This window comes from Streptomyces sp. NPDC026377 (assembly GCF_055567715.1).
Genome location: NZ_JBVHPV010000005.1, coordinates 353,218 through 380,015, shown reverse-complemented (window position 1 = coordinate 380,015; position 26,798 = coordinate 353,218). Strand labels below are relative to the sequence as shown.

27 protein-coding genes are annotated in these 26,798 nt (G+C 71.5%); 15 read left to right on the top strand and 12 right to left on the bottom strand.

The genetic code is table 11. From position 1 onward, the window contains the following. Nucleotides 1–138: 138 nt before the first annotated feature. From ACZ4MU_RS14200 to ACZ4MU_RS14185, 4 genes are all read right to left on the bottom strand, one after another. A complete protein-coding gene (locus ACZ4MU_RS14200; protein WP_467875349.1) occupies nt 139–1,479 on the bottom strand; it encodes an MFS transporter in 1,341 nt (446 codons plus the stop codon). Continuing rightward, nucleotides 1,476–1,667, bottom strand: coding sequence for a hypothetical protein (locus tag ACZ4MU_RS14195; protein ID WP_467875346.1), 192 nt, complete (start codon nt 1,665–1,667; stop codon nt 1,476–1,478). Before ACZ4MU_RS14195 ends, ACZ4MU_RS14200 begins: the two co-directional genes overlap by 4 nt. Before the next feature lie 43 nt (nt 1,668–1,710). Next, nucleotides 1,711–2,364, bottom strand: coding sequence for an ArsR/SmtB family transcription factor (locus ACZ4MU_RS14190; RefSeq protein ID WP_467875343.1), 654 nt, complete (start codon nt 2,362–2,364; stop codon nt 1,711–1,713). Nucleotides 2,365–2,498: 134 nt separating this feature from the next. Beyond that, complete coding sequence (locus ACZ4MU_RS14185; protein ID WP_467875340.1) at nt 2,499–2,978, bottom strand: Lrp/AsnC family transcriptional regulator; 480 nt, start codon at nt 2,976–2,978, stop codon at nt 2,499–2,501. Between the two features lie 121 nt (nt 2,979–3,099). Here ACZ4MU_RS14185 and hppD point away from each other — a divergent pair, with 121 nt between their 5' ends. Beyond that, a complete protein-coding gene (gene hppD, locus ACZ4MU_RS14180) occupies nt 3,100–4,245 on the top strand; it encodes a 4-hydroxyphenylpyruvate dioxygenase (protein ID WP_467875338.1) in 1,146 nt (381 codons plus the stop codon). A gap of 99 nt (nt 4,246–4,344) precedes the next feature. On the opposite strand, the gene ACZ4MU_RS14175 is transcribed toward hppD, so the two are convergent. Then, the gene (locus tag ACZ4MU_RS14175) at nt 4,345–5,853 is read right to left on the bottom strand and encodes a tetratricopeptide repeat protein (RefSeq protein WP_467875335.1); all 1,509 of its coding nucleotides are present in this window, start codon (nt 5,851–5,853) and stop codon (nt 4,345–4,347) included. Nucleotides 5,854–5,951: 98 nt separating this feature from the next. On the opposite strand from ACZ4MU_RS14175, the gene ACZ4MU_RS14170 reads away from it, so the two are divergent. After that, the gene (locus ACZ4MU_RS14170; protein ID WP_467875333.1) at nt 5,952–7,364 is read left to right on the top strand and encodes an FAD-binding oxidoreductase; all 1,413 of its coding nucleotides are present in this window, start codon (nt 5,952–5,954) and stop codon (nt 7,362–7,364) included. Between the two features lie 28 nt (nt 7,365–7,392). Here ACZ4MU_RS14170 and ACZ4MU_RS14165 read toward each other — a convergent pair whose 3' ends face one another. Continuing rightward, on the bottom strand, nt 7,393–7,884 hold the full coding sequence (locus tag ACZ4MU_RS14165; protein WP_467875331.1) for an SsgA family sporulation/cell division regulator: 492 nt from the start codon (nt 7,882–7,884) through the stop codon (nt 7,393–7,395). Nucleotides 7,885–8,163: 279 nt separating this feature from the next. On the opposite strand from ACZ4MU_RS14165, the gene ACZ4MU_RS14160 reads away from it, so the two are divergent. Both ACZ4MU_RS14160 and ACZ4MU_RS14155 read left to right on the top strand, forming a co-directional pair. Further along, nucleotides 8,164–9,945 (top strand): RDD family protein, encoded by a 1,782-nt coding sequence (locus ACZ4MU_RS14160; protein WP_467875329.1) that lies wholly within the window; start codon nt 8,164–8,166, stop codon nt 9,943–9,945. 173 nt (nt 9,946–10,118) lie between these two features. After that, on the top strand, nt 10,119–10,886 hold the full coding sequence (locus ACZ4MU_RS14155; protein ID WP_467875326.1) for an RDD family protein: 768 nt from the start codon (nt 10,119–10,121) through the stop codon (nt 10,884–10,886). Between the two features lie 27 nt (nt 10,887–10,913). Here the strand turns inward: ACZ4MU_RS14155 and ACZ4MU_RS14150 are convergent, their stop codons facing one another. Then, the gene (locus tag ACZ4MU_RS14150) at nt 10,914–11,177 is read right to left on the bottom strand and encodes a hypothetical protein (RefSeq protein ID WP_467875323.1); all 264 of its coding nucleotides are present in this window, start codon (nt 11,175–11,177) and stop codon (nt 10,914–10,916) included. 402 nt (nt 11,178–11,579) lie between these two features. On the opposite strand from ACZ4MU_RS14150, the gene ACZ4MU_RS14145 reads away from it, so the two are divergent. After that, complete coding sequence (locus tag ACZ4MU_RS14145; RefSeq protein ID WP_467875321.1) at nt 11,580–13,985, top strand: immune inhibitor A domain-containing protein; 2,406 nt, start codon at nt 11,580–11,582, stop codon at nt 13,983–13,985. A gap of 122 nt (nt 13,986–14,107) precedes the next feature. Beyond that, on the top strand, nt 14,108–14,410 hold the full coding sequence (locus tag ACZ4MU_RS14140; RefSeq protein WP_344078477.1) for a hypothetical protein: 303 nt from the start codon (nt 14,108–14,110) through the stop codon (nt 14,408–14,410). Nucleotides 14,411–14,538: 128 nt separating this feature from the next. On the opposite strand, the gene ACZ4MU_RS14135 is transcribed toward ACZ4MU_RS14140, so the two are convergent. Both ACZ4MU_RS14135 and ACZ4MU_RS14130 read right to left on the bottom strand, forming a co-directional pair. Further along, complete coding sequence (locus ACZ4MU_RS14135; protein WP_467875319.1) at nt 14,539–15,126, bottom strand: nicotinamidase; 588 nt, start codon at nt 15,124–15,126, stop codon at nt 14,539–14,541. 100 nt (nt 15,127–15,226) lie between these two features. After that, nucleotides 15,227–16,555 (bottom strand): nicotinate phosphoribosyltransferase, encoded by a 1,329-nt coding sequence (locus ACZ4MU_RS14130; protein WP_467875316.1) that lies wholly within the window; start codon nt 16,553–16,555, stop codon nt 15,227–15,229. A 171-nt stretch (nt 16,556–16,726) separates the two neighbouring features. On the opposite strand from ACZ4MU_RS14130, the gene clpS reads away from it, so the two are divergent. The 7 genes from clpS to ACZ4MU_RS14095 all read left to right on the top strand — a co-directional run bounded on the left by clpS (nt 16,727) and on the right by ACZ4MU_RS14095 (nt 21,622). Further along, nucleotides 16,727–17,032, top strand: coding sequence for an ATP-dependent Clp protease adapter ClpS (gene clpS / locus ACZ4MU_RS14125; protein ID WP_067159503.1), 306 nt, complete (start codon nt 16,727–16,729; stop codon nt 17,030–17,032). Next, on the top strand, nt 17,032–17,613 hold the full coding sequence (locus tag ACZ4MU_RS14120; RefSeq protein WP_467875313.1) for a DUF2017 domain-containing protein: 582 nt from the start codon (nt 17,032–17,034) through the stop codon (nt 17,611–17,613). The genes clpS and ACZ4MU_RS14120 overlap by 1 nt, the downstream gene beginning before the upstream one ends. Before the next feature lie 410 nt (nt 17,614–18,023). Further along, on the top strand, nt 18,024–19,478 hold the full coding sequence (locus tag ACZ4MU_RS14115; protein WP_467875311.1) for an amino acid permease: 1,455 nt from the start codon (nt 18,024–18,026) through the stop codon (nt 19,476–19,478). Nucleotides 19,479–19,565: 87 nt separating this feature from the next. Beyond that, the gene (locus ACZ4MU_RS14110; RefSeq protein ID WP_467875308.1) at nt 19,566–19,988 is read left to right on the top strand and encodes a M67 family metallopeptidase; all 423 of its coding nucleotides are present in this window, start codon (nt 19,566–19,568) and stop codon (nt 19,986–19,988) included. 143 nt (nt 19,989–20,131) lie between these two features. Further along, on the top strand, nt 20,132–20,248 hold the full coding sequence (locus ACZ4MU_RS14105; protein ID WP_371652949.1) for a putative leader peptide: 117 nt from the start codon (nt 20,132–20,134) through the stop codon (nt 20,246–20,248). A gap of 121 nt (nt 20,249–20,369) precedes the next feature. After that, nucleotides 20,370–20,657, top strand: a complete 288-nt coding sequence (locus tag ACZ4MU_RS14100; protein WP_467875306.1) for a MoaD/ThiS family protein — start codon at nt 20,370–20,372, stop codon at nt 20,655–20,657. A gap of 14 nt (nt 20,658–20,671) precedes the next feature. Next, nucleotides 20,672–21,622 carry a PLP-dependent cysteine synthase family protein gene (locus ACZ4MU_RS14095; protein ID WP_467875303.1) on the top strand — a complete coding sequence of 317 codons (951 nt, stop codon included), beginning with the start codon at nt 20,672–20,674 and terminating at the stop codon, nt 21,620–21,622. 309 nt (nt 21,623–21,931) lie between these two features. On the opposite strand, the gene ACZ4MU_RS14090 is transcribed toward ACZ4MU_RS14095, so the two are convergent. Continuing rightward, nucleotides 21,932–22,399, bottom strand: a complete 468-nt coding sequence (locus tag ACZ4MU_RS14090; protein WP_467875301.1) for a type II toxin-antitoxin system PemK/MazF family toxin — start codon at nt 22,397–22,399, stop codon at nt 21,932–21,934. A gap of 201 nt (nt 22,400–22,600) precedes the next feature. Here ACZ4MU_RS14090 and ACZ4MU_RS14085 point away from each other — a divergent pair, with 201 nt between their 5' ends. Continuing rightward, nucleotides 22,601–23,353 carry an MBL fold metallo-hydrolase gene (locus ACZ4MU_RS14085; RefSeq protein WP_467875298.1) on the top strand — a complete coding sequence of 251 codons (753 nt, stop codon included), beginning with the start codon at nt 22,601–22,603 and terminating at the stop codon, nt 23,351–23,353. A 72-nt stretch (nt 23,354–23,425) separates the two neighbouring features. Here ACZ4MU_RS14085 and ACZ4MU_RS14080 read toward each other — a convergent pair whose 3' ends face one another. Both ACZ4MU_RS14080 and ACZ4MU_RS14075 read right to left on the bottom strand, forming a co-directional pair. Next, complete coding sequence (locus ACZ4MU_RS14080) at nt 23,426–24,688, bottom strand: PTS transporter subunit EIIC (RefSeq protein WP_467875295.1); 1,263 nt, start codon at nt 24,686–24,688, stop codon at nt 23,426–23,428. 259 nt (nt 24,689–24,947) lie between these two features. Continuing rightward, entirely contained in the window at nt 24,948–26,243 is a 1,296-nt protein-coding gene (locus ACZ4MU_RS14075) for a PTS transporter subunit EIIC (protein WP_467875292.1), read from the bottom strand. 258 nt (nt 26,244–26,501) lie between these two features. Between ACZ4MU_RS14075 and ACZ4MU_RS14070 the strand changes: the two genes are divergently transcribed. Next, a complete protein-coding gene (locus ACZ4MU_RS14070) occupies nt 26,502–26,735 on the top strand; it encodes a PTS sugar transporter subunit IIB (RefSeq protein ID WP_018517946.1) in 234 nt (77 codons plus the stop codon). Nucleotides 26,736–26,798: the final 63 nt, after the last annotated feature.

Genomic DNA, 26,798 nt, shown 5'->3' with positions numbered 1-26,798 from the left:
CCGGGCCGACGCCGCCTGTTGCCCGCGGGCCGGTGATGGGTTGCTCGCGCAGTTCCCCGCGCCCCTGGAGGTCCCCGGGTTCCCCGCGCCCCTGAAGGCCCCCCGGGGTCCCCCGCGCCCTGAAGCCCCCCGGAATTCTCAGCCCCCCACCCCCGCCGGTTCCCGCTTCCGCTCTGCCTCCCGCGGCGGGAGTTGGTCGTCCATCCCCCGCCATGCCGGGAACACCAGCGGGCTCAGGGTCGTCGCCAGATAGACCGCGCCCACCACCAGCAGCGCCCCCCGCGCCCCCGCGCCGTCCACCAGCAGGCCCGCTCCCAGGCCGCCCAGGGGCATCGCCAGTTCGCAGCCGGCCGTCAGGGCGCCGGAGACGCGGCTGCGCAGCTCCTGGGGGACGCGTTCGTACGTCACCGTCGTCAGGATCGGGTTGAGCATGCCGCCCGCGAGGCCGCCGAGCCCCATCGTGACCGCCAGGGGCAGCGTCGAGCCGGTCAGCGCCGCCACCACGAAGCGGGGCGCGCCCGCCAGGACGAACGCGATGGTGAACACCGCGCGCCTGGGGAAGCGGTGGCCCACCGCGCCGTACAGCAGCGCGCCCAGCAGCCCGCCCGCCCCGAACGTGGCGGTGATCAGGCCGAGTTGGGTGGAGCCGCCCAGTTCGCGTTCGGCGTGCACGGGCAGCAGGACCGCGTTCCAGCCCTGATCGAGGCCGTTGGTGACCATGACCATCACGGTGACCGCGAGCAGCAGCCGGGCGCGCAGCAAGTAGGCGTACGTCTCGCGCAGTTCGGTCCGGTAGGTGGTGAGGGAGACCGGCGCCGCGTTCCGTACCGGCTCGGCCGCGCGGATGCCGCGTACGCCGAGGGCGACCAGCAGCGCCGACGTGGCGAACGTCGCCGCGTCCAGGAGCAGTACGGACTCGGCGCCGACCAGCGCGATCAGCAGCCCGGCCAGGGCCGCGCCCGCCATCCTCGCGCCGCGCTGCACGGCGTCGAAGAGGCTGGCCGCGCGGGTCAGGGTCGTGCCGGCCCGTTCGGCGAGATCGGGCACCAGGACGTACCGGGCGGTCCGGCCGGGCGTGGCGGCCAGCCCCTCCACCGCCATCAGCGCGCACAGCAGCCAGAACGGGAGCGCGCCCGCGAGGTGCAGCAGCGGGACGGCACCCACGGCGAACGCGCAGACGAGGTCGGAGCAGACACTCACCCGCCGCCGCCCCAGCCGGTCGATCACCGGCCCCCCGACCAGCGCGGCCACCACGATCGGCAGGGTGGCGCAGAAGGCCACCACCCCGGCCCGTCCGGCGCTGCCGGTCGTCTCCAGGACGAACCACGGTACGCCGATCAGGGTCAGCGAACTCCCGGCCGTGGAGATGGTGTTGGCCGTCAGGACGGCCGCCAGGGGAGTGCGCGTCCTGACGGCCCCGGCCCCGCCCCCACCTCCCCCGGCGCGCTTCCCGCCCCCGTTCCCCCCGTTGCCGCTCATGCGATACGCGTGCGGTGGCGCGGCGGGGCGGGCTGGGCGAGGCGTGTGCCCAACGCGATCAGCTTCAGGCCCACTTGGGTGCGTAGGCGATGAGGTGCGGGGCGCGCGGCGAGCGCGCGGTCGGCGGCTTCCTCGCGGAGCTCGGTGGCGCGGTACTCGTGCAGGGTGAGGTACGTCTCGGGCAGCATGGTGCGTGATCCCTTCGCCGGTCCGGGGTGCGGGGGTTCGCTCTCAGTAGCTCTTGCGCGGGAATGCGTGCAGATGGACGCGGACCTGGGAGGTGTCCTCGGTGTCCGCGTGGGCCAGGTCGCGGTAGCTGTCGATGAGCGCGTGGGTCTTCTCGTTCAGCTCGCGCAACTGGGCGGCCGTCAAACGCAGGGTGAAGTCGCTCATGTCCGCGTTGGCCAACCACTCGTCGGGCCATTCGTTCATGGTCCCCAGCCAGGTCGAGAGCTCCTGGGTGTGGATGGTGGCGACCTCGTGCTTGAAGAGGTCGACGGCGCCGCGCACCTCGGGGTCCTTGTCGTGGTGCAGCTCCTCGGTGAAGCTCGTGCCCTCGTGGGTCGCCCGCCACCAGCGCTCGCGGCCCTTGCCGTGCCCGGGCGCGTCCTCGACGAAGCCGTGCGCGGCGAGCTGACGCAGGTGGTAACTGGTCGCGCCGCTGGACTCGCCCAGCCGCTCGCCCAGTTGGGAGGCGGTGGCCGGGCCGTCGTGCCGCAGCGCGCCCAGCAGCCGGATCCGCAGGGGGTGGGCCAGGCCCCGCAGGGAGCGCGCGTCGAGCGCGCGTTCACGCGGCTCGCGCCCGGGGGCCTGCGATGCCGGTGCCTCCGGCTTCGCGGTCTCAGGCTTCGGAGTCTCCGGGGCGGGGGCGTCGTTCTCGGTCATGGGACAACCGTAGAACCGCAAAGGAGTTGTTGCAACCCTTTCTTTGCATCACGGTCTTTGCATCGAGGTCTTTGTACGTGGAGTTCTCCGCTGAGCGGATTGCGGCGGCGCCCCCGGGCCTCACCCCCCGGGCCTCACCCCCCGGCCGAGTCCTCCGCCGCCTGCTCCACCAGCGGGATGATCCGCAGCGGGACCGGGTTCTCCATGACGATCGCCGTGGAGGCCCGGACGATCCCCTCGAAGCCGACGACCCGGTCGATCACCCGCTGGAGGTCGGCGTTGGAGCGGGCCACCAGTCGGCAGAGCATGTCCCCGTGGCCGGTCGTGGTGTGCAGCTCCAGGACCTCGGGCACGGTGGTCAGGTGCGCCCGTACGTCGGCGCCCTGGCCCTGTTTGATCTCCAGGGTCGCGAAGGCGGTCACCGGGTATCCGAGGGCCGCGGGATCCACGTCCGGGCCGAACCCCCGGATGACCCCGTTCGACTGGAGCCGGTCGAGCCGGGCCTGGACCGTGCCGCGCGCCACGCCCAGCCTGCGGGACGCCTCGAGAACCCCGATACGGGGCTCCCGTGCCAGCAGCACGATGAGCCGCCCGTCCAGATGATCGATCGCCATGAGCCTCTCCGGATGGTCACGATGTACAGAAAGCAGGGCGCGGTCGGGGTCCGACTGGGCAGATTGTTCACCGCTGACGCAAACTATTGCGCACCTTGCAGGACGGGGGGAGCCTGCCGCTATGACTGAGACCATCGATCACACGCCCGACACCGCCCGGCAGGCCGACCCCTTCCCGGTGAAGGGAATGGACGCGGTCGTCTTCGCCGTGGGCAACGCCAAGCAGGCCGCGCACTACTACTCGACCGCCTTCGGCATGAAGCTCGTCGCTTACTCCGGACCGGAGAACGGCAGCCGCGAGACCGCCTCCTACGTCCTGACCAACGGCTCCGCCCGGTTCGTGCTCACCTCCGTCATCAAGGCGTCCACCGACCACGGCCGATTCCTGGCCGACCACGTGGCCGAGCACGGCGACGGCGTCGTCGACCTCGCGATCGAGGTGCCGGACGCGCGCGCGGCCTACGAGTACGCCACGGCGCACGGTGCGACGGGCCTGGCCGAGCCGTACGAGGTGAAGGACGAGCACGGCACGGTCGTGCTGGCCGCGATCGCCACGTACGGCAAGACCCGCCACACCCTGGTCGACCGGTCCGGCTACAGCGGCCCGTACCTGCCCGGGTTCGTCGCGGCCGACCCGATCGTCGAGCCGCCCGCCAAGCGGACCTTCCAGGCGATCGACCACTGCGTGGGCAACGTCGAGCTCGGCAGGATGAACGAGTGGGTGGCGTTCTACAACAAGGTCATGGGCTTCACGAACATGAAGGAGTTCGTGGGCGACGACATCGCGACCGAGTACAGCGCGCTGATGTCGAAGGTGGTCGCGGACGGGACGCTGAAGGTCAAGTTCCCGATCAACGAGCCCGCGATCGCGAAGAAGAAGTCGCAGATCGACGAGTACCTGGAGTTCTACGGCGGCGCGGGCGTCCAGCACATCGCGCTGGCCACGAACGACATCGTCGCGACGGTGCGGGCGATGCGCGCGGCGGGCGTGGCGTTCCTGGACACGCCGGACTCGTACTACGACACGCTGGGCGAGTGGGCGGGCGAGACCCGGGTGCCCGTGGAGACCCTGCGCGAGCTGAAGATCCTGGTGGACCGGGACGAGGACGGCTACCTCCTCCAGATCTTCACCAAGCCGGTGCAGGACCGGCCGACGGTCTTCTTCGAAATGATCGAGCGGCACGGTTCCATGGGATTCGGCAAGGGCAACTTCAAGGCGCTGTTCGAGGCGATCGAGCGGGAGCAGGAGAAGCGCGGCAACCTGTGATCCGCAACCCGCCCCGCGCGCAGGGCGGTTGAAGTACCTTCACGATCACGCGGCCCCCACGGACCTGACCCGTGGGGGCCGCGGCTGTTCCCGCCCGGGCTACGGAGCCTGCTTGTGCGGCGCGGTCTGCCCGTACATGTCCTTCGGGCCCCCGTCCGGCAGTTCCCCCAACGCGTCCAGCGCCTCCTGCGCCTGCCGCGCAAGCAGCGGTGAGAAGTGCGGATTCGTCCGCAGCGCCTCTTCGAGGGCACGCCGCGCCGGACCGGGCCGGCCCAGCTCCCGCTCCAGCATCCCCCGGTGATAGGAGGACAGCGCGGTCCGGCCCCCCTTCTCCGCCGCCGCCTTGGCGAACACCAGCCCCTCCTCCGGCTCCCCGGCCCGGTAGAGCGCCCACCCGAGCGCGTCGGCCACCGCCGCGCCCGGCGCGCGCCGCCACTGGGCGCGCAGCCGCTCCACCGCCGACTCCGGGGCGCCGTGGTCCGCCTCGAAGCGGCCGAGGACGAGGGCGTCCCGCACCCCGTTGCCGTCGTCGGAGGCGGCCCGTGCCCGCAGCCGCGCGTACTGGGCGCGGGCGTCGTCGGCGAGCCCCAGCGACTCGTACAACTCGCCCAGTTCCAGAAGGTATTCGGGGCGCGGCAGCCGTGCGACCGCCGCCGCGTAGTCGCGGCGCGCCGCCCCCGTACGGCCCAGTGCCAGCTCCGCGCGGGCCCGGCCCGCCAGCGCCGCGTGCGCGCCCGGGTCCGTGCGCAGCGCCGCCGCGTGGTGCGCGAGCGCCTCCGCGGGCTCGCCCCGGTCCCAGGCCAGGTCCCCCAACTGCCGCAGGCAGTCGGCCTTCTGGGCCGGTGTGGTGGCGTACGCGGCCGCCTGGGTGAGTGACGCCGCCGCGTCCTCGCGCCAGCCCCGCTCCCGGTACACCGCGCCCGCCGCCGCCAGCGCCGTGGAGCCGCCGCGCAGATCGAGCAGCTTCTCCACCGCCCCGCCCGCGCCCTTGAGGTCGCCCAGACCCGTGTACGCGTCGACCAGCACCCGATACACCGTCCACCGCCGGGGATCGCCTCGGCGCACCTCCTCGGCGACGGCCCGCGCGCCCGCGTAGTCGTGCCGTGCGTTGGCCAGCGCCGCCAGGCCGATCCGGGCGTCGGTGTTGCCCCGGGCGGCCGGCCGGACCGCCAGCGAGCGCCGCAGGGCCCACTCGGCGCGCGGATAGTACGAGGAGTCCGCCGACCGCAGCCCGCGCCCCAGATAGGCGGAGCCGAGCACCGCCCAGGAGGCATCGTCGGCGGGGTGGGCGCGCACCCATGCCCGCCGGTCGGCGATCAGCGCCGTCAGATCGGCCGCCGAGGCGGGCGCCCCGGCCCCCACCGCCGTCAGCGCCCGCGCGACCGGCCCCGGCGCGGGTGGCGGCGCGTCGTGGCCGCCCGCGATCCGGGTCTGCGGCAGGACCACGAGGACCCCGGCGGTCAGCAGCGCGGCCACCGCCGCGCCGGTCATCGTGCGGCGCGCGGTGCGGGCGGGCGGCGGCCCGGCCGGCTCCAGCGGCGTCGGCCGGGCGGGCGGCGGCAGCGTCAGGGTCCGTCGGCGCGGCGGCCATTCGTCTTCGGTCTCCATGGCGATCACTGTGCGTCGCCGGCGAAGAGCACGTCCCGCCCGCGCCCGCCGGGCCGCGCAGACTTCACACCGATGGCCCCGGGTGCCACGCTGGGATCATGAACGATGGAGCCGAGCCCGTCGCCGTGTCCGCCCCCGCAGCGGGCGGCCTCCTCCTCGACCGGCTGCGCGCGGGCCTGCCCGCCGACGCGCTGATCACCGACCCGGACGTCACCGCCTCCTACACCCACGACATGGCGAGCTTCTGCGCCGCCGGGGCGCCCGTGGCGGTGGTGCTGCCGCGCACGGTCGAGCAGGTCCAGCACGTGATGCGCACCGCCACCGAGCTGCGCGTCCCGGTCGTGCCGCAGGGCGCCCGCACCGGCCTGTCCGGCGGCGCCAACGCCACCGAGGGGTGCGTGGTGCTGTCCCTGGTCCGGATGGACCGCATCCTGGAGATCAGCCCGGTCGACCGGGTCGCGGTCGTCGAGCCGGGCGTCGTCAACGCCGTGCTCTCCCGGAAAGTCATGGAACACGGTCTCTACTACCCGCCGGACCCCTCCAGTTGGGAGCAGTGCACCATCGGCGGGAACATCGGCACCGCGTCCGGCGGGCTGTGCTGCGTGAAGTACGGCGTGACCGCCGAGTACGTCCTGGGTCTGGACGTGGTCCTCGCCGACGGCCGTCTGCTGGAGACCGGCCGGCGCACCGCCAAGGGCGTCGCCGGATACGATCTGACCCGGCTCTTCGTCGGCTCCGAGGGCAGCCTCGGCATCGTGGTGAAGGCCGTCCTCGCGCTCAGGCCGGCGCCGCCGCCGCAGCTGGTGCTCGCCGCCGAGTTCCCCTCCGCGACCGCCGCCTGCGAGGCGGTCTGCGCGATCATGGAGCGCGGCCACACGCCGTCGCTGCTCGAACTCATGGACCGCACGACCGTACGGGCCGTCAACCGGCTGGCCAACATGGGGCTGCCGAACACCACCGAGGCGCTGCTGCTCGCCGCCTTCGACACCCCCGACCCCACTGCGGACCTGGCCGCCGTGGGCGAGCTGTGCACGGCGGCGGGGGCCGTCGAGGTGGTGCCGGCCGAGTCCGCCGCCGAGTCCGAACTGCTGCTCCAGGCACGTAGGTTGTCGCTCACCGCGCTGGAGACCATCAAGCCCGCGACGATGATCGACGACGTGTGCGTACCGCGCTCCCGGCTCGCCGAGATGCTGGCGGGGACCTCCGCGATCGCGGCCGCGTACGACCTGACGATCGGCGTCTGCGCGCACGCCGGGGACGGCAACACCCACCCCGTCGTCTGCTTCGACCCGGCCGACGAGGACGAGTCGCGGCGGGCCCGGGAGTCCTTCGACGAGATCATGGCGCTCGGCCTGGGGCTGGGCGGCACCATCACCGGGGAGCACGGCGTCGGCGTGCTGAAGAAGGAGTGGCTGGCCCGCGAACTCGGCCCGGTGGGCGTGGAGATGCAGCGTGCGGTCAAGCGGGCCTTCGACCCGCTGGGCCTGCTGAACCCGGGCAAGATCTTCTGAGGAACCGTGGAGCGGGTCTCCCGGCCCGTCACGCACCCTCCTCCGGCCGGGACTCGTCCGAGGGCCAGGGGTCGTTCAGGTACAGCTCCTCTGCGCGGCTGCGGCCGGTCGTGGTGGCGAGCAGCTCGGCGAGGCCGTCGTCGATACCGAGCCGCTCGGCCTCAGAACCCGGGGGCACCACCCGCAGCGTCCGCTCCAGCCACGCCGACACCTGGGCGGACGGCGCCTCCAGGAGCGCGTCGCCGTCCGGCGAGCTGAGCGCCATCAGGACCACACTGCGCCCGTCCACCTTGGTGGGCCAGATCCGGACGTCGCCGTGCCCGCACGGCCGGAACACCCCCTCGACGAGCAGCTCACGGGCGAACGTCCAGTTGACGGGGTGGTCGGTGCCGACGTGGAAGGTGATGTGCACGGCGTACGGGTCGTCCGTGCGGTAGGTCAGCCGGGCCGGGACCGGGATGCTGTGCTCGGGCGACAGCACGAGTTTGAGCTCCAGCTCGCGTTCCACCACGGTGTGCATGACAGTGCCCTTCCTCTCCGCGTACGCGGGCCCGGGAACGGGCCGCACCAGGTGAGAGCGGGGTGCGGCGCCGCTATGACGCGACTTCCCGAAGATTTTTCCGACGGCACCGGGGCCGGGCCGGGAGGGGGCCGCGACCCGGCCCCACGGGCGGGTGAGGGGTGTCCGCATGTTGACCGGATAGGGGCCGGTACCGAAGGACCCGCCCGGTGGCCCTCGCCCGTCTGGTAGATGTGGACCCTTGTATTGACGAGGCCCACGAGCAGATACGGGACCGTGATGAGCGCCCCCACCCCGGCCACCGGCGACGGCACCCCCCTTGCCGGCTTCTATCCAGATCCGTCCATCCCCGGATATGTCCGGTACTGGAACGGTGCCGCCTGGGTGCCCGGTACGAGCCGGCCCGCCCCGGCGGAGGGCGAGGCCATGCCCGTCCCGCCCGCGGGCGCGGCCCCGGCGGCCCCCGCCCTCGCCTCGGCCCCGCCGATGCCCGCGCCCGCACCCGCCGTGGAGGAGACCGGCCCGGTCTTCCTCGACGAGACCGGCGCGGCCCCCCTCCACGGCAGCCGCCCCGAACCCGGCCCGCGCTGGCACGCGGACGCCTCCCACCAGTCGGGCTTCGGCGACGACGCGGCCCGGCGGGTCTCGTGGGGACAGCCGGGGGACCCGGGCCCGGATCAGGGTGCCCAAGCGGGGCAGGCCGGACAGGCCCGGCCTGCGGGCCAGGGTGGGCAGTTCGGCCCTGCGGGCGAGGCGGGTCAGGGCGGGTCCGCGGGTGAGCCCGGACAGTTCGGCCACGCGGGTCGGGGCGGCCCTGCGGGTCAGGCAGGCCAGGCTGGACACGCGGGCCAGGCCGGGCAGGCCGGGCAGTTCGGTCCTGCGGGTCGGGGCGGGCCTGCGGATCAGGTCGGCCCCGGGCACCCGGCCCAGCCCGGACAGTTCGGCCACGCGGGCCAGCCCGGCCGGCCCGGGCAGGCGCTTCAGCCCGTTCCGGTGCAGCCCCTTCCCGCTCAGTCGCGGCCCGCTCAGCCCCTCCCCGGGCAGCCCGAGGCCGGCGGCCGGCCGCAGCCGCAGTCGCTGCCCGCCGGGTCGGCTTCCGGGCCGGCCGGGGCGGGCATGCCCTCGGGCGCCGGCCCGGCCCCCGTCCCGCCGGGGCAGGGGCACGGCCCGAGCCCGTCCGGCGCGCCGGTCCCGGTGCAGTCGCTGCCCGCGCAGCCGCTGCCGGGCCGGCCGAGGTCCGGGGACCCGCGCGCCGGGGCCGACCCACGCGTGGCCGAGCCGCAGGGCGCCCCGCAGGCCGTCCGGCCCGCGCCCGTCCGGGCCGAGCTGCCCTCGGCGCCGCTCGCCCCGCAGCCCGCGCCCGTGTCGCAGCCGCAGCCCGACCCCGTACCGCAGCATCAGTCCGCGCCGCCCGCCTCGCCCGTCACCACCGGGCCCGGCGGGGGATCGGCCTCCTGGGCGCAGCAGGTGCACCAGCTGGCGCGGCCCGAGGAGCGGGCGGGGCCGGGGGAGCCCGTGGTGCCGTGGAAGCCGCCCGTGGAGGATCCGTTCCTGCGGGCCGCGCGGGCGCAGACCGCGGCGCGGCCCGCCGGGCTCGGCCGGCGCCTCGCCGCCCGGCTGGTGGACACCGCGGTGCTCGGCGCGGCCGTCGCCGCGCTCGCCATACCGCTCGGGATCAAGGCCGCGGACCACATCCAGGAGAAGATCGACGCCGCGAAGCTCTCCGGCGAGACGGTGACGGTCTACCTCCTGGACGGCACCACCGCGGGCTGCCTCGCCATCGTGCTCGGCGCCTTCCTGCTCCTCGGGGTGGTCTACGAGGCGCTGCCCACCGCCAAGTGGGGCCGCACGCTGGGCAAGCGGCTGCTGCGGGTGCAGGTGCGCGACATCGAGTCGCACGAGCCACCGGCCTTCGGCGCGGCCCTGCGCCGCTGGCTGGTCTACGGCGTGCTCGGTGTGCTCGCCGTCGGGGTGCTCAACGTCGTGTGGTGCCTCTTCGACCGCCCCTGGCGCCAGTGCTGGCACGACAAGGCGGCGCGCACCTTCGTCGCGGGGACCTGACGGCGGGGACCTGACAGCGGGGGTCCGGCGGCGGGGACCCGGCGGGCCGGGGTCCGAGGAGCGCGCACCGCAGGAGGTGCCCGGGCGGGGCCCGGCAGGGCCCCGGCGGCGGCCGTACCCCGAACGGGCCCCGTGCCGTTGCGGGCCCCTGCCCGGCGCGGTCGACTGCGGACATGACCAACGAACCGCCGCCCGGCCAGCCCCCTGAGGACGACCCGTTCCTCAAGAAGCCGTCCGAGCCCTCCCAGCCCCCTCCCGGCTGGAGCCAGGGGCCGCCCCCCGGAGGCGGGACCCCACCCCCGGGCGGCGGCGCCCCTCCCCCCGGCGGCGGTCCGTACGGAAGCCCTCCCCCCGGGAGCCCCTACGACCAGCCGCCCCCCGGATCGCCGTACGGCGCCACCCCGCCGCCGTACGACCCGTACGGCGGCGGGAACCAGTACGGCGGCCCCGACCCGCTCGGCGGGATGCCGCCGCTCGCCGACTTCGGGCGGCGCCTGCTCGCCCGCGTCATCGACGCGCTGCTCATCGCGATCCCGCTCGCCCTGCTGGAGTGGGCGTCCTCGGACCGCTGGGTGTACGAGACGAGGACCGGTGAGGACACCTCGGACGTCATCACCCGTGCGTACAGCGGCAGCGGACTCGCCTGGAACCTCATCGGCATCGTGGCGTATCTCGCGTACGACACCATCATGCTCAAGCGCGACGGTCAGACGGTCGGCAAGAAGCTGATGAACCTGCGGGTCGCGATGCTCAACGACGGCAGTGTGCCCACCACGAGCGCCGCGCTGGCCCGGACGGCCGTGCTGTGGCTGCCCGCCCTGCTGTGCTGCCCGTGCCTGTGGCAGATCATCCTGATCATCACGATCCTCACGGACAAGCCGTACAAACAGGGCCTGCACGACAAGGCCGGCAAGACGGTGGTGGTGTCCACCGCCCACTGACCCCGCGCGGGTCGGCCGTGGACCGGGTCAGCTCCGCACGGAGTCGGCCGGGACGCGGACCCCGGGCTCGGCGCTCTCGCCGACGGCGGCGGCACGGTTCGTACGGACCGTGCGCGCCGCCTTCGGCATGGGGACCGTCATGGCGACCAGCAGTCCCAGCAGAAGCGCGGCGAGCACTATCACTCCCACCCCGACGCCCGAGTCGGTCCGGGAGAGCAGAATCATGGCCACGGTCGAGAAGACGACGGTGGCCGAACCGTAGGCGAGCTGTGCTGCAGTCGGACGCGGCATGGCGGTATCCGTCCTCGGGGGCAGGCATCGGATGGGGGCGGGTCTCTCGACCGGGCAACCGGATCGCACTGTCAAGCGACTCTACGTCGGTGCTTGCCCCTGCGGAACCGATGGTAAGCGTGACCTAACCCACGGTGCCGGAGCACAGGGGGCGCACGGAGTCATTCACCATTCCATCAGGTGGGACAGACGCACCTGATGTCCCGGTTGGGTAGCACATCGGAACCGTTCGGATACCGGAACTTCCGCTCTGCATAATGTAATTGCCCGACTCAAGTCAAGATCTGTCTTTTCCTTGGCAACTCCGGTCCAATGTCGTCACTTGAGACGCGTGCCGCGCACCGGAGACCAGACCCCTCACCCCCGGTCCGTGCCTGCGGCCGCGGGGGAGGACATCATCAAGTGACCAGCAACCGACGAGCGGTCAGAGCTGCCGCCATACTCGTGGCCCTTGCCACGACCGGCGCGATAGGTTCCGCGTTCGCCACGGCCCAGGCCGACTCCAAGAGCCCGGCCCCCGTCGAGCGGCGGGACCCGGGCACCGTCTCGGGCAAGCACGTCGACAACATCCCGGGCCCGTTCACCAAGCAGCGTGAGCAGCAGCGCCAGGCGGCGCTGGAGAAGGTCATCGCGGGCGACAAGAAGGTGCAGCAGCGCGGCGCCTCCAAGGTCGTCCAGCTGGACGACAAGAAGTACGTCGAGCTCGCCCGGGAGAAGACCGACAAGATCTTCACGGTCCTGGTGGACTTCGGTGACCAGGTCGACAGCACGACCATGTTCGACCCGGACGGCCCGACCGGCCCCAAGCCCGCGGTCGTCAAGTACGGCGGCACCCCCGGCCCGGCGCACAACACCATCGAGCAGCCGGACCGCACCAAGGACAACTCCACCGCCTGGCAGAAGGACTACAGCCGACAGCACTTCCAGGACCTGTACTTCGGTTCCGGCAAGAACGCCGACGGCACCGAGAAGCACTCTCTGAAGACGTACTACGAGAAGACGTCCTCGGGCCGCTACTCGGTCGACGGCACGGTCACCGACTGGGTCCGCGTCCCGGCGAACGAGGCGCGCTACGGCTCGAACTACTGCGGCTCGCAGAACTGCTCGAACGTGATGGACCTGGTCCGCGACGGCGTCAACGCCTGGGCCGCGGACCAGAAGGCCAAGGGCCAGACCACCGAGCAGATCAAGGCGGCCCTGGCGCAGTACGACCAGTGGGACCGCAACGACTTCGACAACGACGGCAACTTCAACGAGGCCGACGGCTACATCGACCACTTCCAGATCGTCCACGCGGGCGAGGACGAGTCGGCCGGCGGCGGCGCGCAGGGCAAGGACGCCCTGTGGGCGCACCGCTCGTACGCCTACGGCACGGACGCGGGCAAGACCGGGCCGTCGAACAACAAGGCCGGCGGCACGCAGATCGGCGACACCGGCATCTGGGTCGGCGACTACACGATGCAGCCGGAGAACGGCGGCCTCGGGGTCTTCGCCCACGAGTACGGCCACGACCTCGGTCTGCCGGACCTCTACGACACCACCAACACCGCCGAGAACTCGGTCGGTTTCTGGTCCCTGATGTCGGCGGGCTCCTGGCTGGGCACCGGCAAGGACGCCATCGGCGACATGCCGGGCGACATGACCGCCTGGGACAAGCTCCAGCTGGGCTGGCTCAACTACGCCACGGCCAAGGCCGCGTCGCACTCGACCACCAAGCTGGGTGTGTCGGAGTACAACACCAACGACAAGCAGGCGCTCGTCGTCGAGCTGCCGAAGAAGCCGGTCACCACCACGGTCGTGAAGCCCGCCGAGGGCACCAAGCAGTGGTGGAGCGGCGCGGGTGACAACCTCAACAACACCCTGACCCGCCCGGTCGACCTGACCGGCAAGTCCAAGGCCTCCCTGGACCTCCAGGGCTGGTGGGACATCGAGCTGGACTACGACTTCCTGTACGCCGAGGCCTCCACGGACGGCGGCGCCACCTGGACCGCGCTCGACGGCACCGCCGACGGTCAGCCGATCAGCCGCGACCCCAGCGACAAGCCGGCCCTGACCGACGTGTCGGGCGCGTACAAGAAGCTCTCGTACAACCTGGACGCCTTCGCGGGCAAGAAGATCGACCTCCGCTTCCGCTACGCCACGGACGGCGGTGCGGGCGGCAAGGGCTTCACCGCCGACGCGATCACCGTGAACGCCGACGGCGCCGCGCTCTTCACCGACGGTGCGGAGAACGGTGACAACGGCTGGACGTCGAAGAACTTCTCCCGCATCGGCGAGTCGTTCACCAACGACTACGCGCAGTACTACATCGCGGAGAACCGCCAGTACGTGTCGTACGACCAGACCCTCAAGGTCGGCCCGTACAACTTCGGCTCCAAGAGCCGCCCGTCGTGGGTGGAGCACTACGCGTACCAGCCCGGTCTGATGATCTGGCTGTGGGACCTCTCCCAGAAGGACAACAACGTCTCGGTCCACCCGGGCCACGGCCAGATCCTTCCGATCGACGCCCACGCCAAGCCGCTGAAGTGGGCCGACGGCACGCTGATGCGGAACAAGATCACGCCGTTCGACGCCGCGTTCGGCTTCTACCCGACGAACGCGATCACGCTGCACAAGGGCGACGTGGCGACCACGGTCCGCTCGCAGCCGGGCGTGCCGATGTTCGACGACCACCGGGGCACCTACTGGTACGAGGCGAACCCCACGGGAAGCGTGCAGGTTCCTGACACCAACACCCGGATCTCGATCGTCCAGCAGCCCAAGGACGGCTCGTCGATCACCGTGAAGGTTGGTCCGTCGACCAAGTAGTTCTCAAAACCGCAGGTCAAACCATGATCGGCCGTCGCCCTCTAGCGGGCGGCGGCCGATCGTGTTTAGGTGCGTCCTACCAGTCCTTATTGACACGACGTCTCACGGGGGAGCGGTACGCCATGCCTGGCGGAGGTTTCAGCAAGCTGCCGAACGGCAGCGTCGTCGTCGCGCTCACACTGCCGTCTCCCGCCGGGGACGGCCGCAAGGTGCGCGTCCTGGTCCATGCGGCCAACCGGGCCCGCGCCCTGACCCGGCTGCGGAACCTGGGGCTGCGCGCGGTCTATCTGCGCGGCAACACCGAGCCGCCGACACCGGACGAGATCACGGCGGTCCTGCACCACCCGGACGGCCTGCTGTGGCGCACGGCCCCGCACCCGGGGGCGGAGCTCTGGCACCCGATAAGGGCCCTGCTGCGGCCGTAGCGGCCTGCTGGGGGCGCGTTCAGGGGGCGCGGGGACCTGCGCGACCAGCCCCCACCGCCCGCAGCCATGCGCAGGGCCTCCTCGGACGGCCCCCCGCTCGCGGCCGACGCACCACGCGCCCCGGGGGGTCACCCCACCGGCTTGCCCGACAGTTCCGCGCCCGCGGCCCGGAGCTCCTCGATCGCCCGGGCGGTCGTCTCCGGGGAGACCCCCGCGGTCAGATCCAGCAGCACATGCGTGGCGAAGCCGGCCCGCACCGCGTCCAGCGCCGTCGCCCGCACGCAGTGGTCGGTCGCGATGCCGACCACGTCGACCTCGGTGACCTCCCGCTCGCGCAGCCAGTCCGCCAGCCCCACGCCGTTCTCGTCGCGCCCCTCGAAGCCGCTGTAGGCGGCCGCGTGGGCGCCCTTGTCGAAGACGGCGTCTATGGCGCCACTGGCGACCGCCGGCGCGAAGTTCGGGTGGAAGCCCACGCCCTCCGTCCCGGCCACGCAGTGCACCGGCCAGGAGCGCTCGTAGTCGGGGTGCGCCGAGAAGTGGGGGCCCGGGTCGACATGGTGATCGCGGGTGGCCACCACATGGCGGTACACGGACCCGGCGGCCTGGCCGATCAGGTCGGTGACGGCGGCGGCGACGTCGGAGCCGCCCGTGACCGCGAGGCTGCCGCCCTCGCAGAAGTCGTTCTGAACGTCCACGACGATCAACGCGCGGTGCATGTCGGCTGTCCTTCGGTCAGGGAGCTGTTCAACGAGCGTAGAGACTCCGCCCCCGCCGCGGCAGAGGGCAATTGGTGCGCAAAGACCCCGGGGCGCGGCCTCACACGTACTCCGTGGGCAGCACCGGCTCGCCCCGCGACAGCTGCATCGCGGACATCGGCAGTGTCCCGCGGGCCGCGATGTGCCGCTCCCGGGCGGCGTCCAGCGGCTCCCTGGCCACCACCGCGCCGCCCTTGACCAGCTCGACGAGCAGCTGCCGGCCCGCGAGCTCCGGCGGCACCGGCCCGGTGCCGACGACCTCGGCCTCCGCGATCCCCTCCGCGTCGGTGCGCCGGGCCGCCCACTTGCGGCCGCCGATCGAGGACTTGCCGCCCATCGACTTCTTCGCCACCGGCACCAGCGGTGCCTTCGGGTCCGCGCCGGCGGCGCGGGCGACCAGCTTGTAGACCATGGAGCAGGTGGGGTGCCCGCTGCCGGTGACGAGCTGGGTGCCGACGCCGTACGCGTCCACGGGCGCGGCCGCGAGCGAGGCGATGGCGTACTCGTCGAGGTCGGAGGTCACCACGATCCTGGTGCTGGTGGCGCCCAGCTCGTCGAGTTGCTGGCGCACCCGGTGGGCGACGAGCAGCAGGTCCCCGGAGTCGATCCGCACCGCGCCCAGCTCGGGCCCGGCGATCTCCACGGCGGTACGGACCGCCTCGGCCACGTCGTAGGTGTCCACCAGCAGGGTGGTGCCCCGGCCCAGCGAGTCCACCTGGGCCCGGAAGGCGTCCCGCTCGCTGTCGTGCAGCAGGGTGAAGGCGTGCGCACTGGTGCCGACGGTCGGGATGCCGTAACGGAAGCCCGCCGCCAGGTCCGAGGTGGTGGTGAAGCCGCCCACGTACGCGGCGCGCGCCGAGGCGACCGCGGCCAGCTCGTGGGTGCGCCGGGCGCCCATCTCGATCAGCGGGCGGCCCGCCGCGGCGGCGGACATCCGGGAGGCGGCGGCGGCGATCGCCGAGTCGTGGTTGAGGATCGACAGGATCACGGTCTCCAGGAGGACGCACTCCGCGAAGGAGCCCTCCACCCGCAGGATCGGCGAGCCCGGGAAGTAGACCTCGCCCTCCGGATAGCCCCAGATGTCACCCGAGAACCGGTAGGAGGCCAGCCACTCAAGGGTCGGCTCGTCGACGATCGCCCGCTCGCGCAGGAAGCCGAGGACGCCCGCGTCGAAGCGGAAGTTCTCCACCGCGTCCAGGACCCGCCCGGTGCCGCCCACCACGCCGTAGCGGCGCCCGTCCGGCAGCCGCCGGGTGAAGACCTCGAAGACCGACCGGCGCTCCGCCGTCCCGGCGCGCAGCGCCGCCTGGAGCATGGTCAGCTCGTACTGGTCCGTGAAGAGCGCGGTCGACGGCACGTCCACCGGCAGCCCCAGGTCCGCAGCGTTCACAACCGGTCACCTCGCCTTTCCGTTCCGGCTGTCGACCGGGTCGGCCGGGGTCCGGGGACCGTTCCCCGGCAAGTGGCAGCCATGGCCGGATGCTACTCCACTTTGTGTCAGAGTGACGATTTCGGGGGCCCGTTTGTGCGACCGCGGTCCCTCAGTGGCAGCATGGGGTAAGTGAGTGTGGCTCCTGTAGAGATCGAACGGCCCGAGTCGGCGGAAGAGACCTTCGCCGTCCCCGAACCCGATGTGCCGTGGGTGACGCTCGTCCACAACGACCCCGTCAACCTGATGAGCTACGTCCAGTACGTCTTCCAGAGCTACTTCGGCTACCCCAAGGACAAGGCCCGCAAGCTGATGCTCGACGTGCACCACAAGGGGCGGGCCGTGGTCTCCAGCGGAAGCCGCGAGGAGATGGAGCGCGACGTGCAGGCGATGCACGGCTACGGGCTGTGGGCCACGCTCACCCAGGACCGCGGCTGATGGCCGGCTACTTCGAGGCGCTGCCCGGCGGCGGCGCGGCCGTCGCGCTCGACGAGGTCGAGATCGCCATCCTGCGCTCCCTGTCCGTCCAGCTCCTGGAGCTGATCGGCCCGGGCGACGAGCCGATGGACGGCGAGGACCCGCTGGCCGCGCTCTTCGCCGAGGGCCCCAGCGAACCGCCCGCCGATCCCGCGCTCGCCCGGCTCTTCCCGGACGCGTACGACAGCGATGAGAGCGAGGAACTGCGTGCCTCGGCGGCCGAGTTCCGGCGCTTCACCGAGAACGACCTGCGCGCCCGCAAGCGCGAGGACGCGCTCGCGGTGGTGCGCACCCTGGACGCGCTCGCCCCGCGGGGCGAATCCGGCGCGGTCCTGAAGCTGTCCGCCGAGGACTCCCGGCGCTGGCTGGGCGCGCTCAACGACCTGCGTCTGACGATCGGGACCCGGCTGGAGGTCACCGACGAGGACGAGAGCGGCGAGCTGTACCGGCTGCCGGACGAGGACCCGCGCAAGCCCATGGTGATGGCCTACCTCTGGCTCGGCGGCCTCCAGGAGACGCTGGTCGAGACGCTGATGGCCTGAACCGGCCGCCGGGGCGGTTCGGGACGCCGGAGGCCGGTTCGGGAGGGCCGGGGGCCGGTTCGGGGACGCCGGGGGTGGCCAGGGGCGTCCGGGAACGGCTGTTTCCCTCCTGTTCGCTCAGCGGACGCTCAAATCCGCATAACGATCCGATTACCACATCGGTAGGGTTTGCAGGTTGGTGCGCGCTTTGTCCGGTTCTTCTTGTGGTGTGCGCCACAGCGACCCTGGTGGATCACCCGTAAAGACGTGATAAATCTTCACGACCACCAGGGGACGCCACCCATGTCCCCGGGGGCGCTTCGGCCGGCTGACCGCCGGTGGCACTCCATCCACATCCGGGGGGATCAGGACCTGGTCCGCTGCTTCGACGACCGAAGCGGGCGGGTCAGCATGGAGAAAGGCGCACCACCATGACCTCAGCGCAGGTCGACAAGCAGGACGACCGCTCCGGCAATGAGGCCCTGGGAACCGCCCACGGCGCGGCCGAGGGCGAGGGATACCAGCGGGGCCTCGGCGCCCGCCAGATCCAGATGATCGCGATCGGCGGAGCCATCGGCACCGGGCTCTTCCTCGGCGCGGGCAAGGCCATCTCGAAGGCCGGGCCCAGCCTCATCCTGGCCTATGCCATCGCGGGCCTGGTCATCTTCTTCATCATGCGGGCGCTGGGCGAGCTGCTCATGTACCGCCCCGTCTCGGGCTCCTTCTCGGAGTACGCCCGTGAGTTCGTCGGCCCGTTCTGGGGCTTCGTGACCGGCTGGACGTACTGGCTCTTCTGGGTCGTCACCGGCATCACCGAGGTCACCGCGGCCGCCCAGTACATGGCCTTCTGGACGCACAACGACGTCCCGCAGTGGCTGTACGCGCTGGTCTTCACGCTCATCCTGTACGCGGTGAACCTGATCTCGGTGAAGCTCTTCGGTGAGCTGGAGTTCTGGTTCTCGATGGTCAAGGTGACGGCCATCGTCGGCATGATCCTCATCTGCGCCGGCATCCTCACCGTCGGTTTCTCCGACGCCGCCGACACCGCCACCGTCGCCAACCTCTGGAACGACCGCGGGTTCTTCCCCAAGGGCATCGGCGGCACGCTGATGACGCTCCAGATCGTCATGTTCGCCTTCCTCGCCGTCGAGCTGGTCGGTGTGACCGCGGGCGAGTCCAAGGACCCCGAGAAGACCCTGCCCAAGGCCATCAACACCGTGCCGTGGCGCATCGCCGTCTTCTACATCGGCGCCCTGATCATGATCCTCTCGGTCGTCCCGTGGCACGAGTTCCAGCCCGGGGTGAGCCCCTTCGTCGCGGCCTTCGAGAAGATGGGCCTCGGCGTCGGCGCCGCGGTCGTCAACTTCGTCGTCCTGACGGCCGCCCTGTCCTCCTGCAACTCGGGCATGTACTCCACCGGCCGCATGCTGCGCGACCTCGCGCTCAACGGCCAGGGCCCGAAGCTCTTCACCCGCCTCACCAAGAGCGGCACCCCCCTGATCGGCACCTCGGTCTCGGCCGCGCTGATGCTGGTCGGCGTCTGGATCAACTACAAGGCGCCGGGCAAGGCCTTCGACTACGTCGTCTCCTTCGCCACCATCTCCGGCATGTGGGCCTGGATCATGATCCTGGTCTGCCAGATCCGCTACCGCGCCAAGGCCGACCGCGGCGAGCTCCCGCAGTCCACCTTCCGCGCCCCCGGCGCCCCGTACACCAGCTGGTTCGCGCTGCTGTTCATCCTCATGGTCATCGTGATGATGGGCATCGACAAGGACTCGCGGGTCTCCCTGTACTGCGCCCCCCTGTGGGGCCTGATCCTGGGCGTCTCCTACCTGGTCCTCAAGGCGCGCAACCCCGAGAACAAGGCGTTCGCCAAGCGCTCGTAACGCCTGCCTCCCCGGCGTGTCTCAGCATGCGGGCCGTTCCGTACCACTCTCCGGTACGGGACGGCCCGTCTGCTTATCCTTGCGCTCATGCTGACCCTCACCCAGGCCCTCTACGACCAGATCGTCGCGCACGCCCGCGCCGACCACCCCGACGAGGCGTGCGGCGTGGTCGCCGGCCCGGCCGGCACCGGCCGCCCCGAGCGGTTCGTCCCGATGCTCAACGCGGCGCGCTCGCCCACGTTCTACGAGTTCGACTCGCAGGACCTGCTGAAGCTGTACCGCGAGATGGACGACCGGGACGAGGAGCCGGTGATCGTCTACCACTCGCACACGGCGACCGAGGCCTACCCCTCGCGCACCGACGTGACGTACGCCAACGAGCCCGGCGCCCACTACGTCCTGGTCTCCACGGCGGACACGGACGGCCTCGGCGACTTCCAGTTCCGCTCCTACCGGATCGTGGACGGGATCATCGAGGAGGAAGAGGTCCAGGTCGTCCAGGCGTACTGAACGTGCGTGGGGGCGTGCGGCGTGGCGCGCGGTGGGCCCTTTCCGCGCCCCCGCCGCCCGTACCGCCCACATGCTGAGCAGAGTGCGCCCACCATCTGAGATCACACTCCGGAAAGCGGACCGGGAATCGATACGATGACCGCATGGTTCCCCACGACGTGAGCGAAGAGAAGCCGAGCAGCCCGCTGCTGGTGGCGCGCCTGCACGTCGACCTGTGCCGCCTGGCGAGCGCGATGTGTCCGCGCCCCACCGCCGCCTGAACCGCACACGCGTCACCGGCACACCCCGCGCACTGCCCGCAGCCACGCGCCGACCGCGCCCCTGCCTTCTTCGCTTCTTCTCCCCACCTTCCCTCCCCGACTCCTGACAGGAGCGCACGCCATGGCCATCGAGGTCCGCATCCCGACCATCCTCCGCACCTACACCGACGGCGCGAAGGCGGTCGAAGGCAGCGGGGCGACCATCGGCGAGCTCTTCGCCGACCTGGAGACCCGCCACACCGGCATCCGCGAGCGCCTCGTCGACGAGACGGCCGGCGGCGAGCTGCGACGCTTCGTGAACGTCTACCTCAACGACGAGGACGTCCGCTTCCTGGCGGGCATCTCGACCGAGCTGTCGGACGGCGACAGCGTCACGATCCTGCCGGCCGTGGCCGGCGGCATGGTCTGAGGCTGATCGCCGCCATGCGCTACGACTCCGCGCTAGCCGCGGTCGGCAACACCCCGCTGGTCCGCCTGCCCCGGCTGTCGCCCTCGGACGACGTACGCATCTGGGCGAAGCTGGAGGACCGCAACCCGACCGGCTCGGTCAAGGACCGCCCCGCGCTCCACATGATCGAACAGGCCGAGAAGGCGGGCCGGTTGACCCGCGGCTGCACCATCCTGGAGCCGACCAGCGGCAACACCGGCATCTCGCTGGCGATGGCGGCGAAGCTCAAGGGCTACCGCATCGTGTGCGTGATGCCCGAGAACACCTCCCAGGAGCGCCGCGACCTGCTGAAGATGTGGGGCGCGGAGATCGTCCCGTCGCCCGCGGCGGGAGGCTCCAACACGGCGGTACGGGTCGCCAAGGAGCTGGCGGCCGAGAACCCGTCGTGGGTGATGCTGTACCAGTACGGCAACCCCGACAACGCGGGTGCGCACTACGCCACGACGGGCCCGGAGATCCTGGCCGACCTCCCCTCGGTCACGCACTTCGTGGCGGGCCTGGGGACGACGGGCACGCTGATGGGCGTCGGCCGCTATCTGCGCGAGCGCGTCCCCGGCATCCAGATCGTCGCCGCCGAGCCCCGCTACGACGACCTGGTCTACGGCCTGCGCAACCTCGACGAGGGCTTCGTCCCCGAGCTGTACGACGCGTCGGTGCTGACCAGCCGCTTCTCGGTCGGCTCGGCGGACGCGGTGACCCGCACCCGCGAACTCCTCAAGGAGGAGGGCATCTTCGCGGGCGTCTCCACCGGGGCGGCGCTGCACGCGGCGATCGGCGTGGGCCGCAAGGCGGTCAAGGCGGGCACGGCGGCGGACATCGTGTTCGTGGTGGCGGACGGGGGCTGGAAGTACCTGTCGACGGGGGTGTACACGGCGGAGACGACGGAAGAAGCGATCGAGACGCTACAGGGCCAACTCTGGGCGTAGCCCCCTGCGGGACACGGGCCGGCCCCGGAGGCGGTTCTTTGGGGGAGGAACAGGGGCCGTAGGCCCCGTTCCGGCAGGGGCGCGGGGAACTGCGCGACCAGCCCCCACCGGGCCCGCGGGTCAGCACGAAAGCGAGGCGCGGGCGCCCCGGGCCCCGCGAAGGGATGCAGGGCGGCAGGCCCGCCCAGGAGGGGTGCAGGGGGCGGAGCCCCCCGCATCCGGGGTCCGGGGGCTCAGCCCCCGGGAGACCACCCGCACCCCACCGACCCCCGGAGGGTTCAGGGAAGGGGCGGGCGGGGGCAAACCCCCCTAGCCCGCCAGATACCTCACCTGATCCCACACCGCAGGATCCACCACCCCCACCCACCGCCGAAACTCCCACACCCCCACCTCCCGCAGCTCATCCGTCTCCAGAAAGCTCGGCCGCCCCCGCGCGTCCCCGACCGTCCCCGGCGCCAGTGGAATCACCCCCGCCCGCTCCTCGTGGAACTTGCTGGTGATCTTCGCGACGAGCGCGCTGTCGCCCCGTACCGTCAGCACCAGACAGGGCCGGTCCTTCGACCCCGGGCCGTCCTCGTAGGGCACCTCCGCCCACCAGATCTCCCCCGGCTGCGGGCGCCGCTTGGGCGCGCGCCGCGGACCCGCGGGCCGCCCGGGCGGCCGAACGCGCCCCCGGGGCCGGCCCGGCGGCCGAGCGCGCCCCCGCCCGTCCGTCACCGCGGCCCCCAGCGCGACCACCACCACGGCGATCACCGCGAGCCACCAGGACGTGTCCATACCGCAGACGTTACCCGGCGGCCCACCCCCCGCGCGCGCTCCGCCCGCACTCCGCCCGAACCGGTGACAGCGCAGGTGAGTTCCCCCACAACGGCCCGCCACTGAGGAGCGACCGGCAGTGTGGCGCCTTACGCTCGACGCACCGCACGACCTCCCGCCGCCTTCCCCGTATCCCTTGCCGCCCCCGGAGGTTCACGCTCCATGAAGCTCACCGTCGTCGGCTGCTCCGGGTCGTTCCCGTCCGCGGAATCGGCCTGTTCGAGCTACCTCGTCGAGGCCGACGGCTTCCGGCTGCTTCTCGACATGGGCAACGGCGCCCTGGGCGAGCTGCAGCGCCACATCGGTCTCTACGACCTCGACGCGATCTTCCTCAGCCACCTGCACGCCGACCACTGCATCGACATGTGCGGCTACTTCGTCGCGCGGTACTACCGGCACGAGGGCGGCCGCTGCGCCGCCCTGCCGGTGTACGCGCCGGAGGGCGCCGAGCAGCGTCTGACCACGGCGTACGCCGACACGCCCTCCAGCTCCTCGATGAGCGAGGTCTTCGACTTCCACACCCTGAAGTCCGGCTCGTTCGACATCGGCCCCTTCGCGGTCCGCACCGAGCGGGTCTGCCACCCCGTCGAGGCGTACGGCATCCGCATCGAGCACGGCGGCGCGTCCCTCACGTACTCGGGCGACACCGGCGTCTGCGAGGCGCTGCACGAGCTGGCCGAGGGCACCGACCTGTTCCTGTGCGAGGCGTCCTTCACGCACGGCAAGGAGGACATCCCCGCCCTCCACCTCAACGGCCGCGAGGCCGGCGCGCACGCCGCCCGCGCCCGGGCGGGCCGCCTGGTCCTGACCCACATCCCCCCGTGGACGGACGGCGAGGTCAACCTGGCGCACGCCCGTGACGCGTACGGGGGACCGGTGGAACTCGCGGCGCCGGGCGCGGTGTACGAGATCTGAGCGGCGTGCGTACGCGAAGGGCCCCCGGAACCGAGCGGTTCCGGGGGCCCTTCGACGTGCAACCCGTACGGCCTACGCCTTCGTCAGGTCCTCGACCTCTTCCTCGGGCTCACGGCCCGGGGTGGTGAGGTTGAACTTGACGATCGCGAAGCGGAACACGAAGTAGTAGATCGCCGCGAAGACCAGGCCGATCGGGATGATCAGCCAGGGCTTGGTCGCGAGGTTCCAGTTCAGGATGTAGTCGATCGCTCCGGCCGAGAAGCTGAAGCCGTGGTGCACGCCCAGCGCCCAGGTGACGGCCATCGAGACGGCGGTCAGGACGGCGTGGATCACGTACAGCACCGGCGCGATGAACATGAACGCGAACTCGATCGGCTCGGTGATGCCGGTGACGAACGAGGTCAGCGCGAGCGAGATCATCATGCCGCCGACGGCCTTGCGGCGCTCGGGGCGGGCGCAGTGCGTGATCGCCAGGGCGGCGGCCGGCAGCGCGAACATCATGATCGGGAAGAAGCCGGACATGAACTGGCCGGCGGTCGGGTCACCGTGGAAGAAGCGCGGCAGGTCGCCGTGCCACAGGGTGCCGGAGGAGTCCTTGAAGTCGCCGATCTCCTGCCAGGCGACCGTGTTCACGAACTGGTGCATACCGATCGGCAGCAGCGCGCGGTTGACGACACCGAAGATGCCCGCGCCGACGGCGCCGAGGCCGGTCATCCACTCGCCGAAGTTGGTGATCACATCACCGATGGGCTCCCAGACCAGGCCGAAGAAGACGCCCATGAGCAGACCGACGAAGGCCATGATGATCGGGACGAGACGGCGGCCGTTGAAGAAGCCGAGCCAGTCCACCAGCTTGGTGCGGTGGAACCGCTGCCAGATGACGGCGGACAGCAGACCCATGATGATGCCGCCGAAGACCTTGGGGTCGTTGTACGTCGCGGCGACGTCGACCCCCTTGTTGGCGGTGGTGTTGATGACGGCGTCGGTCACGGGGAACGCGGTGAGCACGTTCTTGTAGACCAGGAAGCCGACCAGCGCGGCGAGCGCCGTCGAGCCGTCGGCCTTCTTGGCGAAACCGATCGCGATGCCGACGCAGAACAGCAGCGGCAGATTGGCGAAGACCGCGTCACCGGCGGTCGAGAAGACCGTGGCGACCTTGCCCCAGCCGAGACCGTCCTTACCGAAGACATCGGGTGCGCCGAGGCGGAGCAGAATGCCCGCGGCAGGCAGTACGGCGATCGGCAGCTGCAGGCTGCGGCCGACCTTCTGCAGACCCTGGAACAGGCCGGCACCCCGCTTCTTCGCGGGCGCCGCCGTAGCGGTATCCGTACTCATCAACTTCCTCCAGTTGGCAAGGCGCCGCCCGGGGACATGGGAAAGTACGGGGGGACGGCGGCGTCTCAGGGGGGAACGCGGTGAAGCCCGCGTGGTCTACACCATTGAGTGGTGTAGACCAGTTGTAGCACGGTGAGGGTTAGATAAGGAACCTGCGATTTCTGTGTGCTGAGCCATACATTCCGGCATGACGGACAAAGGCCCCGGACCCTGGGGTCCGAGGCCTGTGCCGTATCACCGCTTGGTTATCCCGCCGTTATTACTTCGTGTTCTCCCGCTCGATCTCCTCTTCCAGCTCCTCCGGTTCGCGCCCGGGGGTGGGGAGGTCGAACTTGGTGATCGCGAACCGGAAGATCACGTAATAGACGGCCGCGAAGACCAGCCCGATCGGAATGATCAGCCAGGGCTTGGTCGCCAGGTTCCAGTTGATGACGTAGTCGATGAGGCCGGCCGAGAAGCTGAAGCCGTCCTTCACGCCCAGCGCCCAGCTCACCGCCATCGAGACACCCGTGAGCACCGCGTGGATCACGTACAGCAGCGGTGCGATGAAGAGGAACGAGTACTCGATCGGCTCGGTGATGCCGGTGACGAACGAGGTCAGGCCGACCGACAGCATCAGACCGCCCACCTGCTTGCGGCGGTGCGGCTTGGCGCAGTGGGTGATCGCCAGGGCGGCGGCGGGGAGCGCGAACATCATGATGGGGAAGAAGCCGGTGGTGAACTGGCCCGCGTCCTTGTCGCCCGCCAGGAACATGCTGATGTCACCGTGGACCACGGTCCCGTCCGGCTTGGTGAAGCTGCCGAACTGGAACCAGATGGGCACGTTGAGGAACTGGTGCAGCCCGATCACGAGCAGCGCCCGGTTGGCGATACCGAAGATGCCCGCGCCCCAGGCGCCGAGGCCCACCAGCCAGTCGCTGAAGCTCTCCAGACCGTCACCGATCGGCGGCCAGACCCACAGGCAGACCGCGGCGAACGCGATGGCCACGAACGACATGATGATGGGGACGAGCCGGCGGCCGTTGAAGAAGCCGAGCCAGTCGACCAGCTTCACCCGGTGGTAGCGCTGCCAGAACCAGGCGGCGAGCAGACCCATGACGATGCCGCCGAAGACGCCCGGGTTCTGGTACGTGAAGGCCGCCACGGTCCCGTCGTTGGCCTGGCACCCCGCCGAGATGACCTTCGCGCCCGCGGCGCAGTCCTTGGGGAACTGACGCAGCACGTTGTAGTAGACGAGGAAGCCGGCCACGGCGGCGAGCGCGGTGGAGCCGTCCGCCTTCTTGGCCATGCCGATGGCGACGCCGATGCAGAACAGCAGCGGCAGGCCGATGTTGGCGTCGAGCAGCGCGCCGCCCGCGCCCGCCATGACCTTGGCGACGTCCGTCCAGCCGAGGCCGTCCTTGCCGAAGACGTCCGGCTGGCCGAGCCGGTTGAGGATGCCGGCCGCGGGCAGGACGGCGATCGGCAGCTGGAGGCTGCGCCCCATCTTCTGGAGGTTCTGGAACGCCCCGTTCCACCACTTCGGCCGGTCCGCTGCCGTGCTGTCCGCGCTCATCGGCGGCCCTCCGTCCCGTCCGTCCCGTCGGAACAAGCCAGTTCCGGGGTGCGTTGCACACTGGTGTAGACCAGTTGCGGTATCGTCCGGATCCTGGCCGCACGGGCGCGGTACCGGTGATCGCCATCCTTGGTCAGCGTGCGGACGCTCGCTCGCGTAACTGGGCCAAACGTGCGTTACGGTGACAAAGCGGAACCGCGGTCGGATGGATCTGCGGTGCGCCGCCACAGCGTTCTTTGAAAGAACAGGGAGACAGACATGGCCAGCAAGGCTGAGAAGATCGTCGCCGGGCTCGGCGGTATCGAGAACATCGAAGAGGTCGAGGGCTGCATCACCCGCCTCCGCACCGAGGTCATTGACCCGAGCAAGGTCGACGAGGCCGCGCTGAAGGCCGCCGGCGCCCACGGCGTCGTCAAGATGGGCACCGCGATCCAGGTCGTCATCGGCACGGACGCGGACCCGATCGCGGCGGACATCGAAGACATGATGTGACCTGAAGGTCACAGCGAAGGGGCCCTCCCACCGTCCGGGAGGGCCCCTTCGCCGCACCACCGC